Origin of the sequence: Rhizobium viscosum (assembly GCF_014873945.1) — a bacterium.
In the GTDB taxonomy this organism is placed as follows: Bacteria; Pseudomonadota; Alphaproteobacteria; order Rhizobiales; family Rhizobiaceae; genus Rhizobium; species Rhizobium viscosum.
In genome coordinates this window covers 2047178-2070202 of the sequence record NZ_JADBEC010000002.1, presented here as the reverse complement: position 1 = coordinate 2070202, position 23025 = coordinate 2047178, and the positions used below count along the sequence as shown (strand labels likewise).

Annotated in this window: 21 protein-coding genes; 8 read left to right on the top strand and 13 right to left on the bottom strand. The window is 59.6% G+C overall.

What is annotated here, in order from left to right; genetic code table 11:
- Positions 1–10 precede the first annotated feature (10 nt).
- Positions 11–1066: an ABC transporter ATP-binding protein gene (locus H4W29_RS30475; protein WP_192732482.1), complete on the top strand. Its 1056-nt coding sequence runs from the start codon at positions 11–13 to the stop codon at positions 1064–1066.
- Positions 1063–2016, top strand: a complete 954-nt coding sequence (locus H4W29_RS30470) for a PfkB family carbohydrate kinase (protein ID WP_192732481.1) — start codon at positions 1063–1065, stop codon at positions 2014–2016. Before H4W29_RS30475 ends, H4W29_RS30470 begins: the two co-directional genes overlap by 4 nt.
- Before the next feature lie 24 nt (positions 2017–2040).
- On the opposite strand, the gene H4W29_RS30465 is transcribed toward H4W29_RS30470, so the two are convergent.
- On the bottom strand, positions 2041–2712 hold the full coding sequence (locus H4W29_RS30465; RefSeq protein ID WP_192732480.1) for a GntR family transcriptional regulator: 672 nt from the start codon (positions 2710–2712) through the stop codon (positions 2041–2043).
- A gap of 26 nt (positions 2713–2738) precedes the next feature.
- Positions 2739–3764: a Gfo/Idh/MocA family protein gene (locus H4W29_RS30460; protein WP_192732479.1), complete on the bottom strand. Its 1026-nt coding sequence runs from the start codon at positions 3762–3764 to the stop codon at positions 2739–2741.
- A 217-nt stretch (positions 3765–3981) separates the two neighbouring features.
- Here H4W29_RS30460 and H4W29_RS30455 point away from each other — a divergent pair, with 217 nt between their 5' ends.
- From H4W29_RS30455 to H4W29_RS30440, 4 genes are all read left to right on the top strand, one after another.
- Complete coding sequence (locus H4W29_RS30455; RefSeq protein ID WP_192732478.1) at positions 3982–5694, top strand: IlvD/Edd family dehydratase; 1713 nt, start codon at positions 3982–3984, stop codon at positions 5692–5694.
- Positions 5691–6563: an amidohydrolase family protein gene (locus tag H4W29_RS30450; RefSeq protein ID WP_192732477.1), complete on the top strand. Its 873-nt coding sequence runs from the start codon at positions 5691–5693 to the stop codon at positions 6561–6563. Before H4W29_RS30455 ends, H4W29_RS30450 begins: the two co-directional genes overlap by 4 nt.
- A 332-nt stretch (positions 6564–6895) precedes the next feature.
- On the top strand, positions 6896–7246 hold the full coding sequence (locus H4W29_RS30445; protein ID WP_192732476.1) for an antitoxin Xre/MbcA/ParS toxin-binding domain-containing protein: 351 nt from the start codon (positions 6896–6898) through the stop codon (positions 7244–7246).
- Positions 7247–7255: 9 nt separating this feature from the next.
- Entirely contained in the window at positions 7256–7750 is a 495-nt protein-coding gene (locus tag H4W29_RS30440; protein WP_192732475.1) for an RES family NAD+ phosphorylase, read from the top strand.
- 54 nt (positions 7751–7804) lie between these two features.
- Here the strand turns inward: H4W29_RS30440 and H4W29_RS30435 are convergent, their stop codons facing one another.
- The 6 genes from H4W29_RS30435 to H4W29_RS30410 all read right to left on the bottom strand — a co-directional run bounded on the left by H4W29_RS30435 (position 7805) and on the right by H4W29_RS30410 (position 16909).
- Positions 7805–9169 carry an alpha-glucosidase/alpha-galactosidase gene (locus H4W29_RS30435; protein WP_192732474.1) on the bottom strand — a complete coding sequence of 455 codons (1365 nt, stop codon included), beginning with the start codon at positions 9167–9169 and terminating at the stop codon, positions 7805–7807.
- Between the two features lie 22 nt (positions 9170–9191).
- The gene (locus H4W29_RS30430; protein WP_192732473.1) at positions 9192–10859 is read right to left on the bottom strand and encodes an ABC transporter ATP-binding protein; all 1668 of its coding nucleotides are present in this window, start codon (positions 10857–10859) and stop codon (positions 9192–9194) included.
- 10 nt (positions 10860–10869) lie between these two features.
- Positions 10870–12003, bottom strand: a complete 1134-nt coding sequence (locus H4W29_RS30425; RefSeq protein ID WP_192732472.1) for an ABC transporter permease — start codon at positions 12001–12003, stop codon at positions 10870–10872.
- A 1-nt stretch (position 12004) separates the two neighbouring features.
- Positions 12005–13012 (bottom strand): ABC transporter permease, encoded by a 1008-nt coding sequence (locus H4W29_RS30420; RefSeq protein ID WP_132654806.1) that lies wholly within the window; start codon positions 13010–13012, stop codon positions 12005–12007.
- Positions 13013–13130: 118 nt separating this feature from the next.
- Positions 13131–15218 (bottom strand): ABC transporter substrate-binding protein, encoded by a 2088-nt coding sequence (locus H4W29_RS30415; protein WP_192732471.1) that lies wholly within the window; start codon positions 15216–15218, stop codon positions 13131–13133.
- A gap of 224 nt (positions 15219–15442) precedes the next feature.
- The gene (locus tag H4W29_RS30410) at positions 15443–16909 is read right to left on the bottom strand and encodes an alpha-glucosidase/alpha-galactosidase (RefSeq protein ID WP_192732470.1); all 1467 of its coding nucleotides are present in this window, start codon (positions 16907–16909) and stop codon (positions 15443–15445) included.
- Between the two features lie 214 nt (positions 16910–17123).
- Between H4W29_RS30410 and H4W29_RS30405 the strand changes: the two genes are divergently transcribed.
- Positions 17124–17999: an AraC family transcriptional regulator gene (locus H4W29_RS30405; protein WP_192732469.1), complete on the top strand. Its 876-nt coding sequence runs from the start codon at positions 17124–17126 to the stop codon at positions 17997–17999.
- A gap of 194 nt (positions 18000–18193) precedes the next feature.
- Positions 18194–19222, top strand: coding sequence for a zinc transporter ZntB (locus H4W29_RS30400; protein ID WP_192732468.1), 1029 nt, complete (start codon positions 18194–18196; stop codon positions 19220–19222).
- A 79-nt stretch (positions 19223–19301) separates the two neighbouring features.
- Here H4W29_RS30400 and H4W29_RS30395 read toward each other — a convergent pair whose 3' ends face one another.
- From H4W29_RS30395 to flgD, 5 genes are all read right to left on the bottom strand, one after another.
- A complete protein-coding gene (locus tag H4W29_RS30395; protein WP_192732467.1) occupies positions 19302–20081 on the bottom strand; it encodes a molybdopterin-binding protein in 780 nt (259 codons plus the stop codon).
- Positions 20078–20932, bottom strand: a complete 855-nt coding sequence (locus H4W29_RS30390; RefSeq protein WP_192732466.1) for a cytochrome b/b6 domain-containing protein — start codon at positions 20930–20932, stop codon at positions 20078–20080. Before H4W29_RS30390 ends, H4W29_RS30395 begins: the two co-directional genes overlap by 4 nt.
- Before the next feature lie 104 nt (positions 20933–21036).
- Positions 21037–21639 (bottom strand): hypothetical protein, encoded by a 603-nt coding sequence (locus H4W29_RS30385; RefSeq protein ID WP_376776615.1) that lies wholly within the window; start codon positions 21637–21639, stop codon positions 21037–21039.
- A gap of 120 nt (positions 21640–21759) precedes the next feature.
- Complete coding sequence (locus H4W29_RS30380) at positions 21760–22341, bottom strand: TetR/AcrR family transcriptional regulator (RefSeq protein ID WP_192732464.1); 582 nt, start codon at positions 22339–22341, stop codon at positions 21760–21762.
- 174 nt (positions 22342–22515) lie between these two features.
- Positions 22516–22950 carry a flagellar hook assembly protein FlgD gene (gene flgD / locus H4W29_RS30375; protein WP_192732463.1) on the bottom strand — a complete coding sequence of 145 codons (435 nt, stop codon included), beginning with the start codon at positions 22948–22950 and terminating at the stop codon, positions 22516–22518.
- Between the last annotated feature and the right edge of the window lie 75 nt (positions 22951–23025).

Below are 23025 nucleotides of genomic sequence, written 5' to 3'. Positions count from 1 at the left end.
GACTATCAACATGGCAAATGTGAATATTCGAAACGTCCAGAAGCGCTTTGGCGCCGTCAATGTCATCAGGGACATCAGCGTCGACATCGCCGACGGAGAATTTGTCGTGCTCGTCGGTCCGTCCGGCTGCGGCAAATCCACCCTGCTGCGCATGATTGCCGGTCTTGAAGAAATGAGCGATGGCGAAATCCGGATCGGTGCTCGTGATGTCAGCAACCTGAGGGCCCGCGACCGCGATATCGCGATGGTCTTCCAGAACTACGCGCTCTATCCGCATATGAGCGTCGCCGATAATATGGGCTTTGCCCTGAAGCTGAAGAAGGCCGATACGTCGGAGATTTCGGAGCGCGTCAACAAGGCGGCCAACATTCTTGGTCTCGAAAAACTGCTCGACCGCTTCCCCAAGCAGCTCTCAGGCGGCCAGCGTCAGCGCGTTGCCATGGGCCGAGCGCTGGTACGTGATCCTCAGGTTTTCCTGTTCGACGAGCCGCTGTCCAATCTCGATGCCAAATTGCGCGTGCAGATGCGCGCCGAGATCAAATCGCTACATCAACGTATCAAGACGACGACGATCTATGTAACGCATGACCAGATCGAGGCGATGACTATGGCTGACAAGATCGTCGTTCTGCATGATGGCGTCATCGAACAGGTCGGCGCTCCGCTGGAACTCTATGACCGGCCCGCCAATCTTTTCGTCGCCGGCTTTATCGGCTCGCCCTCAATGAATTTCATCGACGGCAAAATTGAAGAAGGCGTTTTCCGCACGCAGAAGGGCCTCATCCTGCCGCTGCCTGAAAATGTCAAAAGCGCACCACCCGCCGGTCAGCTGGTCTACGGCATCCGTCCCGAACATATCCGCGCCAGCCAAGACGGAATTTCCGGCCGCGCCGAAATCGTCGAGGGAACCGGATCGGAAATCTTCGCCAAATTGGATTGCAATGGCGAACAGATTTCCTGCCTCTTCCGCGAACGGCTGGCAATCGCTTACGACGATACGGTTTCGATCGCGATCGATCCGGCAAGCGTCCATCTCTTCGACAAATCAACTGGCCGACGCATTTGAGCTCTACCTTCTCCGATGCAGGCGGTAAGCCGCGCCACGTGCTCTGTGTCGGTGCGGCCGTTCTCGATACGCTGTTTCGTGTTCGCACGATTCCTCAGACGTCGGGCAAGGTTCTGCCCCATGAGATGCTGCAGGTCGCCGAAGGCATGGCCTCGAGTGCGGCCTATGCGATCGTGCGCCTCGGCGGTCTGGCAAGCCTGTGGGGCGCGGTCGGCGACGATCAGGCTGGAGAGCAGATTCTGTCTGAACTGGGCCAGGCCGGCATTGATGTCAGTGGGAGCACACGGGTTGCCGGCGCCCACTCGGCCGTTTCGACAATCCTGATCGATGACGATGGGGAAAGGCTGATCATTCCCTTCTACGACCCGCGGCTGCATGAAGATGTCAGGAAGGTCACGGTCGACGATCTCACTACATTCGATGCCGTCATGGTGGATGTGCGCTGGCCGGCTCTCGCCCTCAACGTCCTTCAGGCAGCAAGGGCAGCAGGAAAGCCCGCGATCCTCGATGGCGATGTCGCCCCGCCTGAGATTATCGACATCTTGGCAAAACATGCCGACCACATCATCTTTTCGGAGCCGGCAGCCCGCGGCCTTTCGCAGATCGACGATCCGGCCGGCATGGTGCCGATTCTCAAGAAGCAATATCCGCAGGCTTTGATCGTGGTCACGGCCGGAGAGCGCGGCAGCTATTGGTGGAACGAAGAAACAGCTGACGTCACGCATGTACCTGCATTTCAGGTCAAGACGGTCGACACGCTGGCGGCCGGGGATATTTTCCACGGCGCCTATGCGCTGGCGGTCACCGAAGGATTGACGACAGATGCCGCCATTCGAATGGCCTCTGCCGCCGCGGCGCTGAAATGCAGCACCTTTGGTGGGCGGCTCGGCGCACCGGAGCGTGCCGAGGTTTCGGTCTTGCTGGGGGATGGCGAGCGCAGGCCGACATGATTGCCGACCAGCCTGTCTAGGGCCTCAATTTTCGCTCACATAAGCAAGATAGCGCTTCTTGCTCGGCTGCAGGTGGTCAACGCAGAGTTGTGCCAGAACCCAATTGTCCCTGCCCTTCAGCATCTCGATCATCAGCCTATGATGCTCGTGCGAGATCTGCAGCGATTCCTTGCTCGACATTGAGTTGGCGCGCACCGGCAGGCTGAGACGCATATAGAGCTCGATCGACTGGACGAGATAGGAATTGCCGCAGGCGCTGAAAAGCGTCAGATGGAACTTGTCGTTCGTTTCGTGCACACCGCGCAGGTAGCCGGATTCGACGTGCCGGCCGTGCTCTTCATGCAGAGCCATCAGCTCGGCGATCAGTTCGTCGGGCGCGGGCAAGGGAATCCAGAGGGCGGCCTGCCGCTGCAGTAACTCGCGCACATCGTAAATCTCCTGCACCTGCCGCGGGGTCAGCGAGCGGACGGTTGCGCCTTTATTGCGCTCGCGCACGACGATGCCCATCGTCTCCAGCTGGACAATCGCCTGGCGGGCAAAATGACGGGTGACATGGAAGCGCGCCAGCAGGGTGTCTTCGGTGAGCCGCGTGCCGGGCGCCAGCCGTCCGAAGATGATGTCTTCTTCAAGCGCGCGCGCAATGCTCAGATCGTCGTGTTCGGTCTCGTCTTCACTGATATCATCGAGCGTCTGCATCAATAGTCCTCCGGCGGCGGGCCATCTTATCGCGGTTTGCGTTGAGCGTCGAACCGGCTCAGCCGATAAATGTCTTCGACCAGTGCCAGCGTCTTCAGGTTATCGTCGGGCACCGTCTCCATCACCGCACGTCCGTCCAGCCCATCGAGGAAATGCGCGATCGTTGCGTCATAGGCGCCCTGGTAGACGGCATCCGCATCGAATTCCTCCCCGCGGCCGGCATGGCCCGTTGCCGAAAGACGGTTTCCATACAATTCCAGCGCCGCCTGCGTGCCAAAAATCCGAAGATGATCGCGCGGCGCCGGCGGCGCGCCATGCACCGCCAGATTGGCGTTTACAGTGACGATCACCCCGTCGTCCAGCCGGCGTAAGACTACAGAGGCAACATCCTCGGCGACAATGTCGTCATTGCTGCGCTCAAGCCGCGCGGCGACCACCTCCATTTCGCCGAGCAGGTAGCGCAGCGTATCCAGATGATGGATCATCACCTCCATGACCAGCAGACGCTGCTGCCTGCGGAAAAACGGCTGGCGGATGAGCGCTGGCCTGTTGCCGTCAGTATCGACGATCATGCCGCTTGAGAAGAATTCGAACTGGACCTGCCTGATATTGCCGGCAATCCCCTCCTCCAGCCAGGCCTTCAGCCGCCGGTAATAGGCGCGAAACCGCCAGTTCTCGTGCACCATCAAGCGGATGGACGGCGGCAGACCGGCAATGAGAGCAACTGCCTGTTCGTAGTCGGGCGCCAGCGGCTTCTGGCAGAGAATATCGAGATCGTTTTGCGCCGCCAGCCGCACAAGCTCGACATGAGCCTCGCGCGGCGCACAGATATCAACGGCATCGAGCGCTTCTTCCGCCAGCATTGCTTCCGCGCTTGCATAGTTTCCGGGAATGCCGAAAGCCCCGCTTCTGGCCGCCCGCGCCTCCGCCGAGGGATCGGCGATCGCCACGACCTCGGCGCGCGCCGACTGTTTCATCCACGCCGGCAGGTGATATTCGCTGACCCAGCCGGCACCGATGATCCCCACCCGCCTTCGTTTGATCTCTGCCATGAACCGCACCTCATTTTATCGATAATTTAGACGTCATCATTAGAAATGCCAATGCGCATTCGAGATGAAAAAGCGGAAAAATATCAAATTAACTAGCATTATTCGTATTTCATTTCCCGAACATCGCAGTTGCCGGCATCACTGGCACATCTTCTTTATTGACAATCTTGCATATCCCACTAGGCTTGAGCTCGATTTAAGAGACGAGGGAGGAACAATGTCGAGCGGTCTTCGTCGCAAGCTGACGAGTTACGGCGATCAGGGTTTTTCCCTTTTCCTCCGAAAGGCCTTCATCAAGGCGATGGGCTATTCGGACGATGCCCTCGATCGCCCGATCGTGGGGATTGCCAATACCTACAGCGATTTCAACCCCTGCCATGGCAATGTCCCGCAGCTGATCGAAGCCGCCAAGCGCGGCGTCATGCTGGCCGGCGCCATGCCGATGGTCTTTCCGACCATTTCCATCCACGAGAGCTTCGCCTCGCCGACCTCGATGTACCTGCGCAATCTGATGGCGATGGAAACCGAGGAGATGATCCGCGCCCAGCCGATGGATGCAGTGATCCTGATCGGCGGCTGCGACAAGACCCTGCCGGCGCAGATCATGGCCGCCGCCAGCAGCGAGATCCCGGCGATCTTCCTGCCGACAGGGCCGATGGCCGTCGGCCATCACAAGGGCGAAAGGCTCGGCGCCTGCACCGATTGCCGCCGTTTCTGGGGCCGCTTCCGCGCAGGCGAAATCGACGAGGCGGAGATTACCGACGTCAATAACAAGCTCGCAAGCTCGATCGGCACCTGCACGGTCATGGGAACGGCGAGCACCATGGCCAACCTGACCGAGGTCATGGGTCTCTGCCTGCCGCGGGCGGGATCGGCACCCGCTGCCGAATCCGAGCGGGTGCGGCTCGCCGAAGAGACGGGCCGTGTCGCCGCCGGGCTTGCTGCCAACCCGGACGCGCCGATTGTCCGCGATATCCTCACACCTGCGGCCATCCGCAATGGCCTTGTCGCCCTGCAGGCGATGGGCGGCTCGACCAACGCCGTCGTCCATCTTGCCGCCATTACCGGGCGGCTCGGCATTCGCCTCGACATGGCTGAACTCGACAGGCTTGGCAAAGTCATACCACTGCTCGTCGATCTGCAGCCCTCCGGCCAGCACTATATGGAACAGTTCCATGAGGCCGGCGGGGTGCAGACGCTGCTGAAGGCCGTTCGCCACGAGATCGACGGCAGCCAGCAGACGGTCCACGGAAAGACCATTGGCGAGGTGATCGACGCGGCCCCCGATGAGCCTGGGCAGACAATCATCCGCACTATCGAAAAGCCGCTGAAGCCGATCGGCACCATTGCCGTACTCCATGGCAACCTTGCGCCTCGGGGCGCCGTCATCAAACAATCTGCCGCATCGAAGGATTTGCTGCAGCACGAGGGGCGAGCGGTTGTCTTCGATTCCATCGAGGACATGACGCTCCGGATCGATAGCGACGACCTCGATGTCAGCGCCGACGATATTCTCGTTCTGCGCAATGCCGGTCCGAAAGGCGCGCCGGGCATGCCCGAAGCCGGCTACCTGCCGATCCCGCGCAAGCTCGCCCGGCAAGGCGTCAAGGACATGGTGCGAATCTCCGATGCCCGCATGAGCGGCACCGCCTTCGGCACCATCGTGCTCCACATCGCCCCCGAAGCCACCGCCGGCGGACCGTTGGCGATCGTGAAAACGGGCGACCGCATCCGCCTCGACGTCAAAGAGCGACGCATAGACCTTGCCATTGATCAGCCGGAATTCGACCGGCGGATGGCGGAACTCGGAGAGATATCGGCTGCCAAGCCGGTGCGCGGTTATGCGAAGCTCTACCATACGCGCGTGCTGCAGGCCGACGAAGGCGCCGATTTCGATTTCCTCCAGCATGAGGAACTGGAACGGAAATGAGTGAGCCGGATAGTGAAGCGCCATTCTGCTTGCCACGCATGCCGTTGACTCGTCTTCCGAAAAAACCGCTGCCTCTGGGCACAATCGACACACATTTCCATGTGTTTCGGTCGGACGCACCGCTGAATACGCCGTGCAGCTATACGCCGCAGATCGCGACGACGGCCGACTGGATCGCCTTTGCCAACCGGCTCGGCATCGGCAGGGGCATCCTCGTGCAACCGAGCGTCTACGGCCTCGACAACCAGGTTCTGGTCGAGGCCTTGGCCGCCTTTCCGGACCGGTTGCGGGGCATCGTCGTCATCGATCCCGAGACAGACCCCACGGAGATTGCCCGTCTCGACCGACTTGGGGTACGCGGCGTTCGTATCAACACGCGCAACAAGGGCGGCCTGCCGCTTACTGCGGCTGAAACGCTTGCGGCTAACATCCGCGATTTCGGCTGGTCGCTGCAGCTTCAGATCAGTCCGGACCAGATCGATGGCCTTGCCGGACGGCTGCCGCATCTAGGCGTCCGCTTTGTCCTCGATCATCTGGGCTTCATACCACTCGCCGACGGCGCATGGCGCCAACATCTTCCTGCGCTCCAGAGGCTCGCCGATAATCCCAGCGGCTACGTCAAGCTGACGGCTCCCTACAGGCTGACGCGCGAGCACGGCTATGCCGGCTTTGCCGAGGTGGTGCAGGCGCTTGCCGCCAGCCATCCGGAAAAGCTGCTCTGGGGCAGCGACTGGCCGCACACCGAGCTCTGGAGCGATATGCCCGATGACGCCGACCTGATCGACGGGATGCAGGAGGCCATTGGCGCCCCTACGCTTGCCCGCAAAATCTTCATCGAGAATGCCGAAACGCTGTTCTTTGGCCGCTGAAATGTGAGCGGGACCTACGACCTCATCATCACCGGCAGCGGATCCGTGGCATCGGTTGCCGCCATACGGCTGGAAAATTGCAATGGAGATTCTACCGGGGCAAAACGCTGCAAGACGAGGAAGCGCTGACGAAATTTGCCGGACAAATGGCGAAGACGACCATCCCTCCGGCAACGATCCGATGGCGGTCGGGGCACCAATGTACCGGCTATGGCGATCGGCTCCAGGGCGGGCTGAGATGATCGGCAAAGATTACCTGTCGAGCTTCAGCCATTGAACGCCGCTTATTTTGACGCTATATAACGTCAGTATGGACGGCATGGAGATGGATCATGGGCTTGGCACAATATGCAGATGACGGGCTGTTTGCCCCGCGCAAGATCGCCGATGCCTTTCGCACGACGAGCGAGGAGATTGCTCGCACGGCCGGCCTTGGCAAGGATGCAATCCAGCGCAAGGACCGCCTGCGCTCTGACAAGACGCAACGGCGCCTGCGCGAGATGATCGAGGTCGTCAACAAGGTCGAGCCCCGCTTCGGCTCGGCGCTGATGGCCTATGCCTGGTATCGTTCCGAACCCCTTTCAGGCTTTTCGGGCCAGACAGCTATGCAGCTCGTTCGCGACGGGCGGGCGGAGGAAGTCCTCGACTTTATCGATGCGATTGATGCCGGTATCCACGCTTGATTTCGGCCGATGCGCTACGAAGGAAAGCTATATCGCGCACTGAACCCGATCTATGCACGCCAGCCGCTCTCCGGCCGGGGCGCAGAACTTTATGGCGGCCGCTTCAACCCCAAGGGAACGCCAGCGCTTTATACGTCGCTCTCTGTGCTGACGGCACTCCGGGAAGCCAATCAGGTCGGCAGCCTGCAGCCGACGACACTCGTCTCTTACGAGGCCGATATCAAACGGATCTTCGACACGAGGGACGAGACCGCCCTTCGAAAGCTCGGTATCGAGGCTGCAGCGCTCGCCGCAGCAAGCTGGCGCGATGAGATGAAGGCCAAGGGCGAAGCAAGAACGCAAATGCTTGCGCGCGAACTCCTGTCCGACGGCTATCACGGGCTGCTTGTCAGAAGCTTTGCACCGGCGGCCAGAGCCGACGATCTCAATCTCGTGTTGTGGCAATGGAGCGATAAAAGCCCTTGCCGGCTGACCTTGATCGACGACGAAGGTAGGCTGTCCTGACCGATGATGTGATCGGCGCCGACTTTAAACCGGCACCGATTGATTTACAGGCTCTCAGGCCGCGCGCATCTTGCTCGGCCGGGCCCATTCCGGCAGCCAGTCGCCATGAGCGGCGAGCAGTTCGTCCACCAGCGACCAGATCTGATCGAGGTCGAGCTCGGCAGCCGTATGCGGATCCATCATCGCGGCATGATAGATATGCTCACGGTTTTCCGTCATCAGTGCCTGAACCGTCAGTTCCTGGACATTGATATTGGTGCGGATCAGTGCCGTCAGCTGCGGCGGCAGGTCGCCGATATAGGTCGGCTGGATGCCCGAGGCATCGACCAGGCAGGGCACTTCGGCAGCGCAATTGGCCGGCAGCGAAGTGATGCAGCCATTATTGCGGACGTTGCCGTAGATGACCGAGGGTTCGCCAGTCCAGACCGAATTGATGATCGAGGAGGCATATTCCTTCGATTCATTGACCTCGATCTTGTCGGCCGAACGATAGGCTTCCGCCTGCCCCTTCCAGCGGGCGATCTGCTCGATACAGCGCTTCGGATATTCGTCAAGCGGAATGCCGAATTTTTCGATCAGATCCTCGCGGCCTTCCTTGATGAAGTAAGGCGTGTATTCGGCAAAATGCTCCGAGCTTTCGGTAACGAAGTAGCCGAGACGTGTCAGCATCTCGTAGCGCACCTTGTTGGGGCAGCGCGGGTTCCAGCCGGGCTTCGGCACACGTCCCTCGCGATAGGCGCGCACCAAATCCGGATAGAGGTTCTTGTAGGAACCATCCGGCTGGCGATGCTCGAACTTCAGGTAGAAGGCCATGTGGTTGATGCCGGCCGAGCGGTAGCGGATTTCGTCATAGGGGATATCGAGATCGTGGGCGAGCTCCATCGCCGTGCCCTGCACGGAATGGCAAAGGCCAACCTGCTTGATATCGGGGTATTTCTCTGAAATCGCCCAGGTGTTGATCGCCATCGGGTTTACATATTGCAGCATGATGGCGTTCGGGCAGACGGCGCGCATATCCTCGCAGATCTTCCAGAGATGCGGCACGGTTCTCAGACCACGCATGATGCCGCCGACGCCGAGCGTGTCGGCAATCGTCTGGCGCAGGCCGTATTTCTTCGGCACTTCGAAATCGGTCACCGTGCAGGGCTCGTAACCACCGATCTGGAAGGCGACGACGACGAAATCGGCGCCCGAGAGCGCCTTGCGCTGATCGGAATAGGTTTCCGCCTTCGCCTTCACGCCAAGCGTCGAAATCAGCTTGTTGACGACGATGGCGCTTTCTTCCAGTCGCTGCGGGTTGATGTCCATGAGCGCGATCGTGGCGCCTGACAGCGCCGGACGCTGAAGGATGTCGCCGACGATATTCTTCATGAAAACGGTGGAGCCAGCTCCAATGAACGTTATTCTGGGATTTGCCATATGAACCTCCGGCATTCTGAAATCAGGCTACCTCGAAAGCGGCTTTGACGAGCCGTTCGGTGTAGGGTGTCTTGGGATTGGAAAGGACTTCGTTGACGGGTCCCTCTTCCATGATTTTGCCGTGCTGCATGACGATGACACGGTGGCAGAGGGCGCGCACGACCTTCAGGTCATGCGAAATGAACAGGTAGCTCAGGCCTCGCTCATCCTGCAGCTTGCGCAGGAGTTCGATGATCTGCGCCTGGACGGACAGATCGAGCGCCGAGGTCGGCTCGTCGAGCAGGATGAATTCCGGCTCCAGCGCGATCGCCCGCGCAATGGCGATGCGCTGGCGCTGGCCACCTGAAAATTCATGCGGGAAGCGCGACAGGATATTGCCCGGCATGCCGGCGGCAATCAGCGCTTCGCGGACCCTGTCGAGACGTTCGCCCTTGGTGGCACCAAGCTTGTTGACGACCAGCCCTTCCTCGATGATCTGACCAATCGTCATACGCGGGTTGAGGGAGGAGAACGGATCCTGGAAGACGATCTGCATGCGCGAACGCAAGGGCCGCATTTCCGCCCGTGACTTGCCGTGGATCGGCTGGCGGTCGAAATAGATCTCGCCATTATCAGTGTCATTGAGCCTGAGAATAGCCTGGCCGAAGGTCGTCTTGCCCGAACCGGATTCACCGACGAGGCCCAGCGTCTCGTGTCGTCGCAGCGTCAGATTGAGACTGTCGACGGCGACCAGTTCGCGTAGTTCCGGTCTGAAGAAGCCACCATGGCGCAGCATGAAGGAGACGCGCACGCCACGGGCGTCGAGAATGATGTCCGATCCCTCAGGCAGCGGGTTGGCCTGGCCGCGCGGCTCGGATCCCAGAAGATGCTTGGTATAAGGATGCTGCGGATTGGCGAAGAGCTGCTCGGTGACATTGTGCTCGCGCATCTCGCCATGCTGCATCACATAGACATAGTCGGAGAACTTGCGCACGACCGTCAGATCGTGGGTAATCAGGATCACTGCCATCCGCAATTGCGTCTGCAGATTGCGGATGAGGTTGAGGATCTGCGCCTGAACGGTCACGTCGAGTGCCGTCGTCGGCTCGTCGGCAATCAGGACATCGGGATCATTGGCAAGCGCCATCGCGATCATCACGCGCTGACGCTGACCACCGGAAAGCTGGTGCGGATATTGCAGCAGACGCGCTTCCGGGTCGGGAATCTGCACCTGCTTCAAAAGCTCCAGCGCTTTGGCATTGGCCTGTTTGCGGCTCATCTTCCGATGGACGCGGATCGCTTCGACGATCTGGCTGCCGATCGTGTAGATCGGGTTCAGCGAACTCATCGGCTCCTGGAAGATCATCGAGATGCGGTCGCCGCGCAGCCTGCGGCGGGCCTTCTCGGAAAATTTCAGGATGTTATTGCCGTCATATTCGACACTCGAACGTGGCGAGATCACCGCGCGCTTGGAAAGAAGCCCCATGACGGTGCGTGCCGTTACCGATTTGCCGGAGCCGGATTCACCGACGATGGCGATCGTTTCGCCGCGATAGAGCTGGAAGGAAATATCCTTCACGGCTTCGACGGTGCCATGCTCGACCTTGAAATTCACGCCGATATTGCGCGCATCGATAACAGGGCTTTCCTTGCGCCCGTCGTGATCATGACGGACGGGCGGGGCAAAGGAACTAACGAGAGCAAGAGCCATCTTCATCACCTCAATAGGGATCGACCGCATCGCGCAGACCGTCGCCCAAAGCATTGAAGGCGAAGACGGTGACCAGCACGAAGGCGACGGGCGAGAGAATCCAGGGATAGGTTCCGATGACGGAATAATTCGCCGTATCCTGCAGCATCAGCCCCCAGGAGATCAGCGGTGGCTTCACGGCAAAGCCGAGGAAGCCGAGGAAGGATTCGAGCAGCACGACGCTCGGAATATGGATGGTGACGGCGACGATCACGTGGCTCATCACATTCGGGAAAATATGCTGGAAGATGATGCGCCGGTCGGTGGCACCAACGGCCATTGCCGCCCGCACATATTCGATGCGCGCCAGCGCCAGAGTCTTGCCGCGCACCTCGCGCGACATCTGCGCCCAGCCAAGCGCCGACATGACAAAGATCACGAAGGCGAGGAAGATGTTGGTCGGTGCTGTGATCGGAATCAGCGATGTCAGCGCTAGATAAAGAGGCAGCTGCGGGAAGGCGAGCACAAGCTCGACGAAGCGCTGCACCCAGACATCGAAGGCACCGCCATAGTAGCCTGACACCATCCCGACAGTGGTGCCGACGACCGTGACGATGAAGACCACCGTCAGCGCGATCATCAGCGAGATGCGTGAGCCGATAATGGCGCGCGACAGCACGTCTCGGCCGAACTTGTCGGTACCGAGGAAATGCACTGGCTCGCCATCGACCGTGCCGAAGAAATGGCGATTGGCCGGGATGAGACCGAGCAGATTATAGTCAGAACCCTTCACGAAGAAGCCGAGCAGACGCGGATTGTCATAATCCAGGCCGACGACCGGCTGGAAAGTGACCGGATCGAGCTCTTCGGAATCCGCAAGCGCATAGACGCGCGGCCAGACGAGACTGCCCTCCTTGTCGTGGATGCTGATCAGCTGCGGCGGCGCAAAGCCGACATCGGTCGCCTTCGGGTCCATCGGCGCGAAGAAATCCGCAAAGATCGCCATGATGATCAGGAGGCCGACGAGGATGAGGCCGATCATGCCGGTCCAGGAGCGCCGCAGCCGGCGCCAGACCAGCGCCATATAGCTCTCATTGCCATGGCTGGTATTCTTGACCGTTTCCTCGTGTGGCGGCGGCGGTGTGGAAGAGTCGAAGGCGAACATATCAGGCTCCTCCATATTGACGGACCCGCGGATCGAGCATGGCAAGCAGCATGTCGGCGATGATGTTGCCGACGATCAGCGTGGCCGACAGCACCAGCATGAAAGTCGCGGTGACATAGACGTCACCGATCGCCATGGAGCCGACGATTGCCGGGCCGACGGTTGGCAGAGCGAAGATGATCGCGGTCTCGATCTCGCCAGTCAGCATGTACGGAAGCACGACACCCTGATACATGACGAGCGGATGGAGCGCGTTTGGAACAGCGTGGCGCATGACGACCGCGCCGCCCGAAAGCCCCTTGGCACGCGCTGTCTCGACATATTGGGCGTTCAGCGTATCGAGCAGATTGCCGCGCATGACGCGCATGTTGTAGGCGAGCCCGCCGAAGGTGGCGATCGCGACGACCGGCCAGACGTGGCTCACGAGATCCATGAATTTCGCCCAGGACCACGGCGCTCCGCCATATTGCGGTGAGAAGAAGCTGCCGATTTCCGTCACGTTGAACTGGAAGACGAGCAGGTAGACGATGATCAGCGCCATCAGAAAGCGCGGCACCGTCATGCCGAGGAAAGAGATGCCGGAGAGCAGGCTGTCGATCCAGCTGTATTGACGGGTCGCCGCCCAGATGCCGAAAGTGATGCCGAGGATGGATGCAAAAATGTGGCAGACCAGCGCCAGGGCCAGCGTGCGCGGCAGGCGCTCGCCGACAACATCGGCCACCGGCTTGTTGTAGAACATGCTGTAGCCGAAATCGCCTTTGGTCACGATTCCCGTGATCCAGTTGACATACTGGACGACCAGCGGCTGATCGAGGCCATGTTCGACACGATAGGCCTGAGCCTGCGCATCGGCCTGCGCGAAGGAAGCTCCGCCCTGATTGATCAACTGCGAACGGATGTAATCGGCATAATCTCCTGGTGGCGCCTGGATGATGGCGAAGGTCACCACGCTCAGGATGAAGAGGACGGGGATCGCCGAGGCGATACGCATGAGCAGGAATCGTAACATCAGACGGTTCGCTTCTCCTTGCCGCCAGTCGCTCGTCTCAGCGCGGCCGGCTCGTTGATTCTGACCGGCCGCGCGCAGCACGCGCGACCGGAAGCTGTTGTCGTTCGGGAGGGAGCTCTTAGTTTATCGGACCCTTGTCCCCGGGCTTACCGGGAAGCTGTTGAGGGAAGAGTTCGTACTTGCCCTGCTTGTCGGCGGCCACCCACACACGCTCGCGAATGACGGAATCCTCGGCCCAGTTGAACATCATGATCGGCGTACCCTCGGGAATATTCGAGAAACGCTTGTTGATGATCAGCGCGCCTGGATATTCGGTCAGGCCGACGGTATCGACGTGTTCAGTTGCCGTCTTCTGGTACTGCTTCATGAGCGCAACGCGTTCGTCATTGTCCTGGCTCGTGCGGAACTTGTTGACGATGTCGGCAAGCTCCTTTTCGTAAGGCAGGAGATCGAGCTGATTATCCTTGCCGGCGCGGTGGTGCCAGCTGGTACGCGGGCCGACCGCGGCAAGCTGTTCGGTGTTCTGCACTACGGAGGCGAGCTCGGTTGTATTGCGCTGGATCAGCCAGTCGAACTGACCGGCATAATGCGCATTATCCCGCTTGGGGCCATCAAGAGCGTTGATGATGATCTTGATGCCGAGCTTCTCCATCTGGCCAACGACACCTTCGGCAAGGCTCTTGTCGGTGGTATAGTCGTTATTGACCAGAAGCACGATCTCGACGTCCTTGCCATCAGCTGTTCCGGCCGGGAAGTTCAAGAAGCCGTCGCCATCGGTATCCTTCAGGCCGACCTTGGCGAGCAGCGCCTTGGCACCCTTTAGGTCGAAAGGATAGTAGACGGTCGAGTTGCGATCATAGAAGCTCGTGCCGGAGGAAAGGCCGCCTGCATAGATTGCCGTGAACGGTCCCTTGACGAGGGAGTCGCCGATCGCCTTGCGGTCGACCGCCATGGTCACGGCTTTGCGGAAGTCTTCGTTGCGGTTGAGTTCGCGGATCGCCTGGCTGCGGGCATCGGGATCACCCCAGCCATTGCCCGACAGGTTCATGCGCAGGTTATAGCCGATGAGGCGCGGGCCGAAGGCGAGACGCGCCGGAGCGGTCTTTTCTGCGGCACGCTTCAGCGAGGCCACGAAGTTCTCCGGCTGCTCGAGGTTCGAGAAGTCGGCGGAACCGGCAACGGCCTGCACGTCACGGTCGGCCCAGGTCGAGAGCTTGTAGTGCAGCTCATTGAGATAAGGCAGCTGATTGCCCTTCTCGTCGACCTTCCAGTAGTAGGGATTGCGGCGCATGACGATGATATCGTCAGGCCGATATTCCACCGGCACCCAGGCGCCCATGACCGGCATGTTCATGAATTCCGGCGGGAAGGCATTCTTGAACTGATCGTAGGTGTTCTTCGAATATTTCGGATGCTGGGGTTTGAGAATGTGCGACGGACCTGGGCAGAAGTTCGGGTAGGCCATCGTATAGAGGTATTGCTTCGGGAAGGCTTCCTTGAAGGTCCATTCGACCGTGTAGTCGTCGATCTTTGTGAGCGTCGTTCCCTCGCCGAAGGCTTCCGGTGACGCACCGCCGCCGAGCGGCGAAACGTTCGGGTCGATGACTTCGTCTTCCCAATAGAACATGAGATCATCGGCATTGAAGGGCGCGCCGTCGGACCACTTGGCGCCTTCGATCAGGTGCATGGTGAGCTTGTGACCGTCCTGCGACCACTCCCAGCCCTTGGCGAGGTTCGGCAACGGCTCGGTATCCTTGGCTTCCACCTGGAAGAGCGGTGCTGTGCGCGTCAGGCATTCGGAGAGGCCGATGTCGATGCCACCCCAGCCCTGCGTCTGACCGGCGCCGTAGTTCCAGCCTTCCGGACGACCGCCGATGACATGGCGCATCACGTCGCCATAGACGCCGGGACCGTCAGGCATGTTTTCGGTCTTGAAGACCATCGGTTCCTTGGGCAGGCGATCCTTGACCGCCGGCAGCTTGCCGCTGTCGACGAAATTCTTCGTCACCCAGTCCGGCTCGTGATATTCGGGCAGCGCCTTGAACTCCAGGATGGAGTCGCGGGACACATATTTGATCTTGCCTTCCGCGGGGAACGCCGGCGGCGCCGGCGGTACCGTTGGCTCGGACGCATAGGCATTCAGGGCCGCGACTGAAACGCCAAGCGCCAGTCCTGCCAGGATGCCGATCTTACGGAAATTCGTCATCGTCTCTCCCTCTTGTTCCGGAGCGCTTGTACGCGTCTCCGCTTCTCCTCAAACGACGATGAAGGAAGCTTGGGCGCGGACGGCCTTCCTCCCGAAGAGCCGCCGCAGCCTCCCTCACCCTGAGCTAGGTCAATTCGTTTTTCTTCGAAATACGGATTGGCCCAGCTCCTTGTTTTCACGCAATTCCGTACGCAAAACCGCAGCGCACTTTTGCTGGAATTGCTCTAGACGGCCTGCTTCAGCGCCGCCTTTTCGACGCGAAGCTCCTCGATTGAGCGGACATTGCGGCGCGCGGCCCCTTCCCACTCTCGCGTCTTGACCTTGGAATTAGCTAGCCTCTCCTTGGCGGCCGGCACAGCATCAGCATATTGCGGCAGCCAGCGGGCCTGGGCAACGACCATTTCATCGACCATCTGCCAAACCTCTTCCGGCGTCGAGACGGCACCGACCAGCGGATCGTGCAGGACGGCGAGCTTCAGGAGATCGATATCGCCGGTAACAGCTGCATGCACCGACATGCGCTGGACATTGATCGAGGAGATGCAGGTCGCAGCACAGGCTTCCGGAATGGTGATGCCGGAGACCATGTTAATGCCGAAGCGATCGACGAAGCCGGGCGACTCGATGATGGCGTCGGACGGAAGGTTGGTGATAACGCCGGTGTTCTTGACGTTGAAGTGACCGCGATAGACCCGGCCGGTCTCCAGCGCCTCAAGGATATGGCTCGCATGCTCGTTGGAGCGCTTGGCCGGATCGATCGGCTTTTCGGCCGAAGCGAGGAATTGCGGGAATTCCGTTTCGAACCAGTTGCGGGTCTCCGTCGAGTGACGCAGATAGCCGCCAGTTTCGCCATGGATCCAGTCCGACATATCGATCCAGCGGGTGATTTCGTCCGGCCGCTTGCGATACCAGGGCAGGTATTCGGAGAGATGGCCGTTGCTCTCCGTCGAATAGACGCCGAAGCGCTTCAGGACGTCGATACGCAGCTTCTCCTGCTGCGAATAGACCGGGTGCGCCTCGAAGGCAGCGATCAACTCATCCTTGCCGATCTTGCGGCCGTTAAGACGCAGATCAACGAACCAGGTCTGATGGTTGATGCCCGAGCAGATGTAGTCCAATTCGCGCGGTGACTTGGCGCCGAGCACTTCGGCAATCTGTTCGGCGCCATGTTGGACCCCATGGCAAAGGCCGACCGTATCAACCTTGCCATATTCGATGGCCGCCCAGGTATTCATCGCCATCGGATTGGCGTAGTTTAGGAACTTCGCGCCCGGTGCCGCGACCTCGCGGATATCCTTGCAGAAATCGAGGATGACGGGGATGTTGCGCTGGCCGTAGAGAATGCCGCCAGCGCAGATCGTATCGCCGACGCACTGGTCGATACCGTATTTCAGAGGAATCCTGATGTCGTCAGCATAGGCTTCCAGACCGCCGACGCGCACGCAACTGATGACATACCGTGCGCCTTCCAGCGCCTTGCGACGATCTGTCGTCGCCGTCACCTTCGTCGGCAGCTTGTTCGACTCTACGATCTTGTCGAGGATCGCCTTGATCATCTGGAGGTTATGTTCGCTGAGATCGGTCAGCGCGAATTCGATGTCCTTGAATTCCGGCACGCAGAGAATGTCCGTGAACAGCTTCTTGGTGAAACCGACACTGCCTGCCCCGATAATAGCGATTTTGAAACTCATATCCTTCACCTCGATCCGATCAAATGCTAGGTAAAAAGACGGCAAAGGAGGATCAGGCGGCATGCTTTCGCACATCGTCTGAAAATACCGGGAAATAGTGCCTGTATTCCTCCCGGCCGTTCTTTCGACCGCGATCTCTTCCTCGTGTGAGAAGGGATTATGCGCATATTCGCAGGAGCGGCCAGAGAAGGATTATGCTTTCGAGGGTAATTTTGTGCTGCAGGATTTGATCGCCAACGGCCAGTCGATGAGGACGGTTTCACTGCCGCGCGGACGACAGCGCCTGCATGCCATGCCGACAAGCGCCGGTTACGAGGTGCGTGAAAACGAGACCTATGATTGGGACGGCAGAAAGCGTGGCCTGACGCCCTTCACGGTGCTGCAGCATACGATCAGCGGCACCGGCCGCCTGCGCTACCAGAATCGCAATTACAAGCTCCAGAGCGGCGACACGATGATAGTGCTCGTACCGCACAATCACCGCTACTGGCTGGAAAAGGGTGACCGCTGGGAATATTTCTGGATCTCGATGAACGGCGAAGAAACGCTGCGCATCCACAAGATGGTGCTGGCACTCGCCGGCCCGGTCTTCAAGCTGCAGCAATCGACCATCGATCATCTGGCCGACTGCAGCCTGCGCCTCGTCAAAGGTGCAAACACGCCGGGCTCGGCCTCGGCGGTCGCCTATGAAGCCGCCATGGCGCTCTATGATGACATCTTCGGCGCCTCCGCTTCCATGGCCGAACAAAGGGCCATGCAGGCGGTGACCGACCATATCAACGCCAATCTGGAAAAGCCGCTGCCGGTCAGCGAACTTGCGGCGATCGTTGGGCTCAGCCGCGCTCACTTCTCGCGCAGCTTCGCCGAAAGCGAAGGCGTGCCGCCAGCCGAATATGTCCTGCAGCAGCGCCTGCAGCGCGCCGCAAAGCTGCTGACCAAGGCGGATTTCCTGCCGGTCAAGGAAGTCTCCATCATGTGCGGCTTCGAAGACGCCAATTACTTCGCCAAGGTCTTCCGGCGCGTCTATGGCATCACGCCGACGGAGTTTCGCACGACCGGCATGTACGCGAGCATCGGCCGCGGCCGGTAAGCGGTCAATTGAAGACAGACTGTATCCCGCGACAGAGCTAACAAGCTTTATGGAATTCGACCTAGCACCTCAAATTCAGACGAATGCCGGCAGCTTTGTTCTCCGGACACTGACCATCTTGCCGCCTGACGGCGACTCGCTAATCTACTGCTCTGCGCTTACGGGAGATGGACTTTGGCAGCTGGAGGTTACTCATGGGCGAGCAGGTCGTGAGCGTCGCAAGTTACGGCGTCGAGCCGGGTTTGCGTTTCGCCGTGCTTCTTGACGGCAACGGCGGCTGTCGCACCCTCGACATGGAAGCAGTGCGCCGCTGGACGCCGGATGACGGCGTGATCTGGCTGCATTTCGAACGCGATCATCCGGCCGCTGCCCAATGGGTGACGACGAAAGGCGGCTTTGATCCGCTCGTTGCCGAAGCCTTGCTGGAAGAGGAAACGCGCCCGCGCGTTGAAGCCATCGATGACGGGCTGCTAATCATTCTTCGCGGCGTCTGTGCCGCGCCGCCGGAAGAGGCGGAGGTAAGTTCGGCGGAAATCGATCTTGTTCCCCTCCACGTATGGGCCGATCAGCGCAGGCTGGTGACCCTGCGCGACAGCGGCCACTATATAACCGCCTTGCGCGATATCCGCCTCGCCCTGGACAAGGGCAAGGGCCCGAAACAGACTGGGGAACTGCTCGCTCTCGTCAGCGATAAGCTGGTCCGCGACCTCGAGCCCGTACTCGACACGATGGACGAAGAAGTCGACGATCTGGACGAGTTGATCTTTCACGGCGAAGCCAGCGAAGTACGCGAGCGGCTGAAGCAGCTTCGCCGCCGCTCCGTGCAGCTTCGGCGCTATCTCGCGCCTCAGCGGGATGCCTTGAACCGCATCGAGCATGACGACGCTCCGTGGTTGAAGGAGCGTGACAAGCTACGGTTCCGCGAGGTCATCGACAAACTGATGCGCTTCATCGAATATCTCGACGCCATCCGCGACCGCACCGGCATTCTTCATGACGACCTGTCCACGGTCATCAGCGAGCGGATAGCCCGCAATTCCAATCGCCTCGCAGCACTCGCCGCCCTGCTGCTGCCGCCGAGCGTGGTGGCCGGCCTTTTCGGCATGAATGTTGGCGGCATCCCCGGCGTCAACGATACTTGGGCTTTCATCATCATCGTTGCCTTCGTTGCGGTCATTTCCGTTGCAACGCTGATGGTTCTCAAACGGATCAACTGGCTTTGAGTGGCCGAAGGCAAATATCCTGAGCCGCCCTTCTGACGGCTTGAACGCAAGACGATCGTCACACGAGGCAAGGAATTACTCAGATCCCCGCGTACCACTCATAGCCGCGGTCTTCCCAGAAGCCGCCATGACCGCCCCACAAGCCGGCAAAGCTGTCGACGATCTCAATGCGCATGATGTACTTGGCCTGCTTGTAGCCGAGTTGCCGTTCGACCCGCAGACGCAACGGTGCGCCGTGTCCGACGGTCAGATCCTTCCCGTTCATCTGATAGGCAAGGATGGTCTGTGGATGGAACGCGTCGATGAGATCGATGCTCTCATAGTAGCGGCCACTTCCGTCAAGTGTCTTCTCCAACTTGTCGGCACAGTGAAAGACCGCAAATCGCGCGTTCGGTCTGAGCCCCACCGAGCTCAAGACAGGCCCAAGCGGTACACCCGTCCATTTCCCGATCGCGCTCCACCCCTCGACGCAGTCGTGACGGGTAATCTGCGTGCGGGCCGGAAGCCTCTTAAGGTCAATAAGGGATAATTCCTGAGGCCGGTCGACGAGACCATCGATCTTCAGTCGCCAGTTCGCGAATTTGCCTTCGGCGAGTTCGACATAGTCCTCGCTGTCAGGTGCGCTCGTGCCGTTTACCCTGAAAGACGGAGAAATGTCCGTCTCGGTAAATTCACGGCCGAGAGCATCGCGCCCCTGCAGCAGCCTTTGCGCCTTCATCGTCAGATTTTCGGCCGAACGAATAACGCTGGCCACAGCCGTATTCTGTTCCAGTATGTCGCAGCCCGAGAGCGTAAGGGCAGAAGCGCCGAGTGTGCTGCCGATCAGAAAACGTCTGCGGGTCAGGAAGCTACGCGTCATGCATGTGGACCTTTCTTTCTGATGGCATAGCGACCCGTGATCATCGAACGCATGTTGTTCCAGGTTCCCGACAACACGACCATCGCGACATGCACGAGCACGAAGAGCACGAGAAGCGTCGCGGTCGTGAAGTGGATGGTGCGCGCCGACTGGCGCCCACCGAAAATGTCCACCAGGGGAGGCAGGATGGCATCAAAGCCGGGGGACATTGTCAGGCCGGTCAGCAACATCGTCGGCAGCAGAATGACGATCACAGCGAGGTAAGTGAGCTTTTGGAGCGTGTTATAGTGCTTCGCTTCTTCCCCTTGCGGGAAGCGCAGGCGCAAGTGGTCGAGGATTTCGCGCCACAAATGGTGCGGGGAAAGGTCCCTGCGCGCTGGAGCCAGGTCACGTCGAAAATGACCGGTCAGAACGCCGAAGCCGAGGTAAAGAATGCCGTTGACGAGAAATAGCCAGGCAAAGAAGAAGTGCCAGCGGCGGCCGGTTGCGAGGTCCTGAAACGACGGGATCGTCGCCCAGCCCGGAAACGCCCGCGGCGTCGGCTCTCCCTCAAACGTCGAGACGCCCAGGACACCTGTCGTCGGCACCTTGACGCCAGCGATCCGGACGAAACCGCTGATATCGTCACCCTGTCCGCTCGAACCGATCGTCAGAACAGATGGGTCCCCATCCGCGCCATAGTGCCCCCAGTAAAGTTCGGGATGAGCGTTGAAAATCTGCAATCCGCTCAAGAGCAGGAAGCTCAGGCAAATCGCGTTCAGCCAATGCGTCAGCCGCGTGATCAGGGAATGACGATGGATCATCAAGGTCCGGGGATATTGCATATTGTCGTTGTCGGGGCTGTCGCTCATAGATGCGGCCCTCCGGTCTGGCTGAATTGTTGTGTGTTTTGCGGATCAACAGCGGGATGCCGACGGTCGGCCAATGGGGCGGAGCTGACCGGCGGCGACGTGGCTCACATGGGAGGCACCACGCCATTCTTGCCAACGATAACGCGATGCGCGACTGTCCCGCTCGAAGCCTTCTCAGCCGATATGAACACCACCGCTCCTGCCACCAGGTCGTCCTTGCTTGCAGGGGCAATGGTCACGACCGGGGTCCCGTCTGGAATGGAGATCTTTTTTTCCTTGCCGTGATAGGACACGGTAACGGTCCGCCCGTCGACGTCCTTGACTGCATCGGCGACGGTGGCATTGGTCATGCTGCTGTTCGGCTTGAGGTCCCAGCCAAAGCTTCCCTCGCCGGCTCCCTTGAGTGCAGGCGGAAAGATCAGAACTTCAAGAGCGCCGTCTCCGCCCTGATCCTTCGGCAGGGAGGCGATGCCCACATAGTCTCCGGGTTGGATATCGGAGACGTTCGCATTGGCAACGCTAGCGACCTGCCAGCCGTCGGCAAGAGCAACGTCAACGGTCTCTCCCTCGCGAGTCTTCACCTTCAAGGTAGAACCTGCGAAGCTGACGACGCTGCCCCGGATGTGAAGCTCGGCCTTTTTTTCTTCGGCCTGGGCAGACGCCGGTGAAACAAGCGTTACTGGAAGGCCAGCCAAGCCGGCAACCATGATGACTGGAAGAAGTCTGCGCAACATTTGACGTTCCTTAGCTACTAGTTGGTAGTTTCGACGACGCTGTTTTACCGCACATGTTTCCGTCGACGCGTCGCCCCGTCGCCGGGAATTGCATCATCGCGGCCGCAACCGCTGAAGACTCGGCTCGAGAATCAGCTCAAAGACGGCAGGCGTTCCATAGGCTCGGGCCGACAGCATTGCGCCGTGAACGGTGGCCATGAAAGCCTCTGCCTCCACGCGCGCCGGGCAAGAGATCACCAGGGCTCCTTGCTGGTCACCCCGTTCGATGACCGATGTCAGCCATCCTGAGAGATGTTGGAAATAGGCACGCACTTCGATCGCGACCTCCAAAGGAAGGGCCGGCAGCTCGCTTGCAAGAAGCGCGCAGACACAAAACGGACGGCTCGCATCCTCGATGCATTGAGCCCAAAAACCAGCATAGGTCTTCAGCAACTCGAGCGGATCGCTAAACTTGCTTTCCACCTCAGCCAAGCCAGTCTCGGCGTTTGCGCGGTAGCGGGCAACAAGAACACGCACCAGATCGACCTTGCTTGGAAAATGGTGATGGATGCTGGCCTTGCGGATGCCAACAACGGCAGCGATGTCGGCATAGCTGAACCCGTTATAACCGCCCGATACGATCAGCTTTTCCGCACTGTTCAGGATCTCATCATAGGTATTCGAAGGATTGATCATGCGTCCATGACTACCTTCTAGTAGGAACGTAGCCAATAAAGCATTCCCTTCTAATTTCGGAAGATGCGCCTCCCGTAACCCTTGGCGATCTTCGCAGATCTACCGGGCACTCCCTCAAGGGCTTGTCCGAAATATCCTTCCCCATGATGCAAAGAACCTCGATGACGGTCATGATCATTCGATGGCTGCAGCGCTACCGCCGCCGGGTTGCGAGAGGCTGATACCCGGCTGGACAAGAATTTTCCCGCCCTCTGTCGTCGTGGCTATGATTCCGTCGCTATAGATTTTGACGGAAGCAATCGTGCCTTTGACCGTACCATCTGCGCTTTCGATGTAGCTACCGATGTAGCTGCCTGCCTGGGCGAGGTTGGAGCCTGCCAGCAGGGCATCCAGCTTCTGGTTCGTCTGGATCGTCTGTTCGACCTGCGAGAAGCTGGCGAACTGGGCCAGTTGTTCACTGGCATCCACGGGGTCGGTCGGATCCTGGTTCTTCAGTTGCGCGATGAGAAGTTGCAGGAAGTCGTCATAGTTCACCATCACCTTCTGCTGCGCGGTAGCCGCGCTACCTGCCATGAAGGCGCCTAGGCCTTTGAGAGAATTTGTCGTCATAGTCGATCTCGGTTGTTTGGGTTAGGCTGGAAGCCACCCTGCAAAGCCTTGCAAGCTTACCTACTAGTCGGTAGC

Coding starts and splice junctions, on each gene's coding strand:
- H4W29_RS30385 (WP_376776615.1), bottom strand. CDS start 21,639: ATGGTTGCCGGCTTGGCTGGCCTTCCAGTAACGCTTGTTTCACCGGCG.
- H4W29_RS30380 (WP_192732464.1), bottom strand. CDS start 22,341: ATGATCAATCCTTCGAATACCTATGATGAGATCCTGAACAGTGCGGAA.
- H4W29_RS30415 (WP_192732471.1), bottom strand. CDS start 15,218: ATGACGAATTTCCGTAAGATCGGCATCCTGGCAGGACTGGCGCTTGGC.
- H4W29_RS30440 (WP_192732475.1), top strand. CDS start 7,256: ATGCGCTACGAAGGAAAGCTATATCGCGCACTGAACCCGATCTATGCA.
- H4W29_RS30410 (WP_192732470.1), bottom strand. CDS start 16,909: ATGAGTTTCAAAATCGCTATTATCGGGGCAGGCAGTGTCGGTTTCACC.
- H4W29_RS30425 (WP_192732472.1), bottom strand. CDS start 12,003: ATGTTCGCCTTCGACTCTTCCACACCGCCGCCGCCACACGAGGAAACG.
- H4W29_RS30460 (WP_192732479.1), bottom strand. CDS start 3,764: ATGGCAGAGATCAAACGAAGGCGGGTGGGGATCATCGGTGCCGGCTGG.
- H4W29_RS30455 (WP_192732478.1), top strand. CDS start 3,982: ATGTCGAGCGGTCTTCGTCGCAAGCTGACGAGTTACGGCGATCAGGGT.
- H4W29_RS30435 (WP_192732474.1), bottom strand. CDS start 9,169: ATGGCAAATCCCAGAATAACGTTCATTGGAGCTGGCTCCACCGTTTTC.
- H4W29_RS30390 (WP_192732466.1), bottom strand. CDS start 20,932: ATGAGCGACAGCCCCGACAACGACAATATGCAATATCCCCGGACCTTG.
- H4W29_RS30445 (WP_192732476.1), top strand. CDS start 6,896: ATGGGCTTGGCACAATATGCAGATGACGGGCTGTTTGCCCCGCGCAAG.
- H4W29_RS30395 (WP_192732467.1), bottom strand. CDS start 20,081: ATGACGCGTAGCTTCCTGACCCGCAGACGTTTTCTGATCGGCAGCACA.
- H4W29_RS30430 (WP_192732473.1), bottom strand. CDS start 10,859: ATGGCTCTTGCTCTCGTTAGTTCCTTTGCCCCGCCCGTCCGTCATGAT.
- H4W29_RS30400 (WP_192732468.1), top strand. CDS start 18,194: ATGGGCGAGCAGGTCGTGAGCGTCGCAAGTTACGGCGTCGAGCCGGGT.
- flgD (WP_192732463.1), bottom strand. CDS start 22,950: ATGACGACAAATTCTCTCAAAGGCCTAGGCGCCTTCATGGCAGGTAGC.
- H4W29_RS30420 (WP_132654806.1), bottom strand. CDS start 13,012: ATGTTACGATTCCTGCTCATGCGTATCGCCTCGGCGATCCCCGTCCTC.
- H4W29_RS30450 (WP_192732477.1), top strand. CDS start 5,691: ATGAGTGAGCCGGATAGTGAAGCGCCATTCTGCTTGCCACGCATGCCG.
- H4W29_RS30475 (WP_192732482.1), top strand. CDS start 11: ATGGCAAATGTGAATATTCGAAACGTCCAGAAGCGCTTTGGCGCCGTC.
- H4W29_RS30465 (WP_192732480.1), bottom strand. CDS start 2,712: ATGCAGACGCTCGATGATATCAGTGAAGACGAGACCGAACACGACGAT.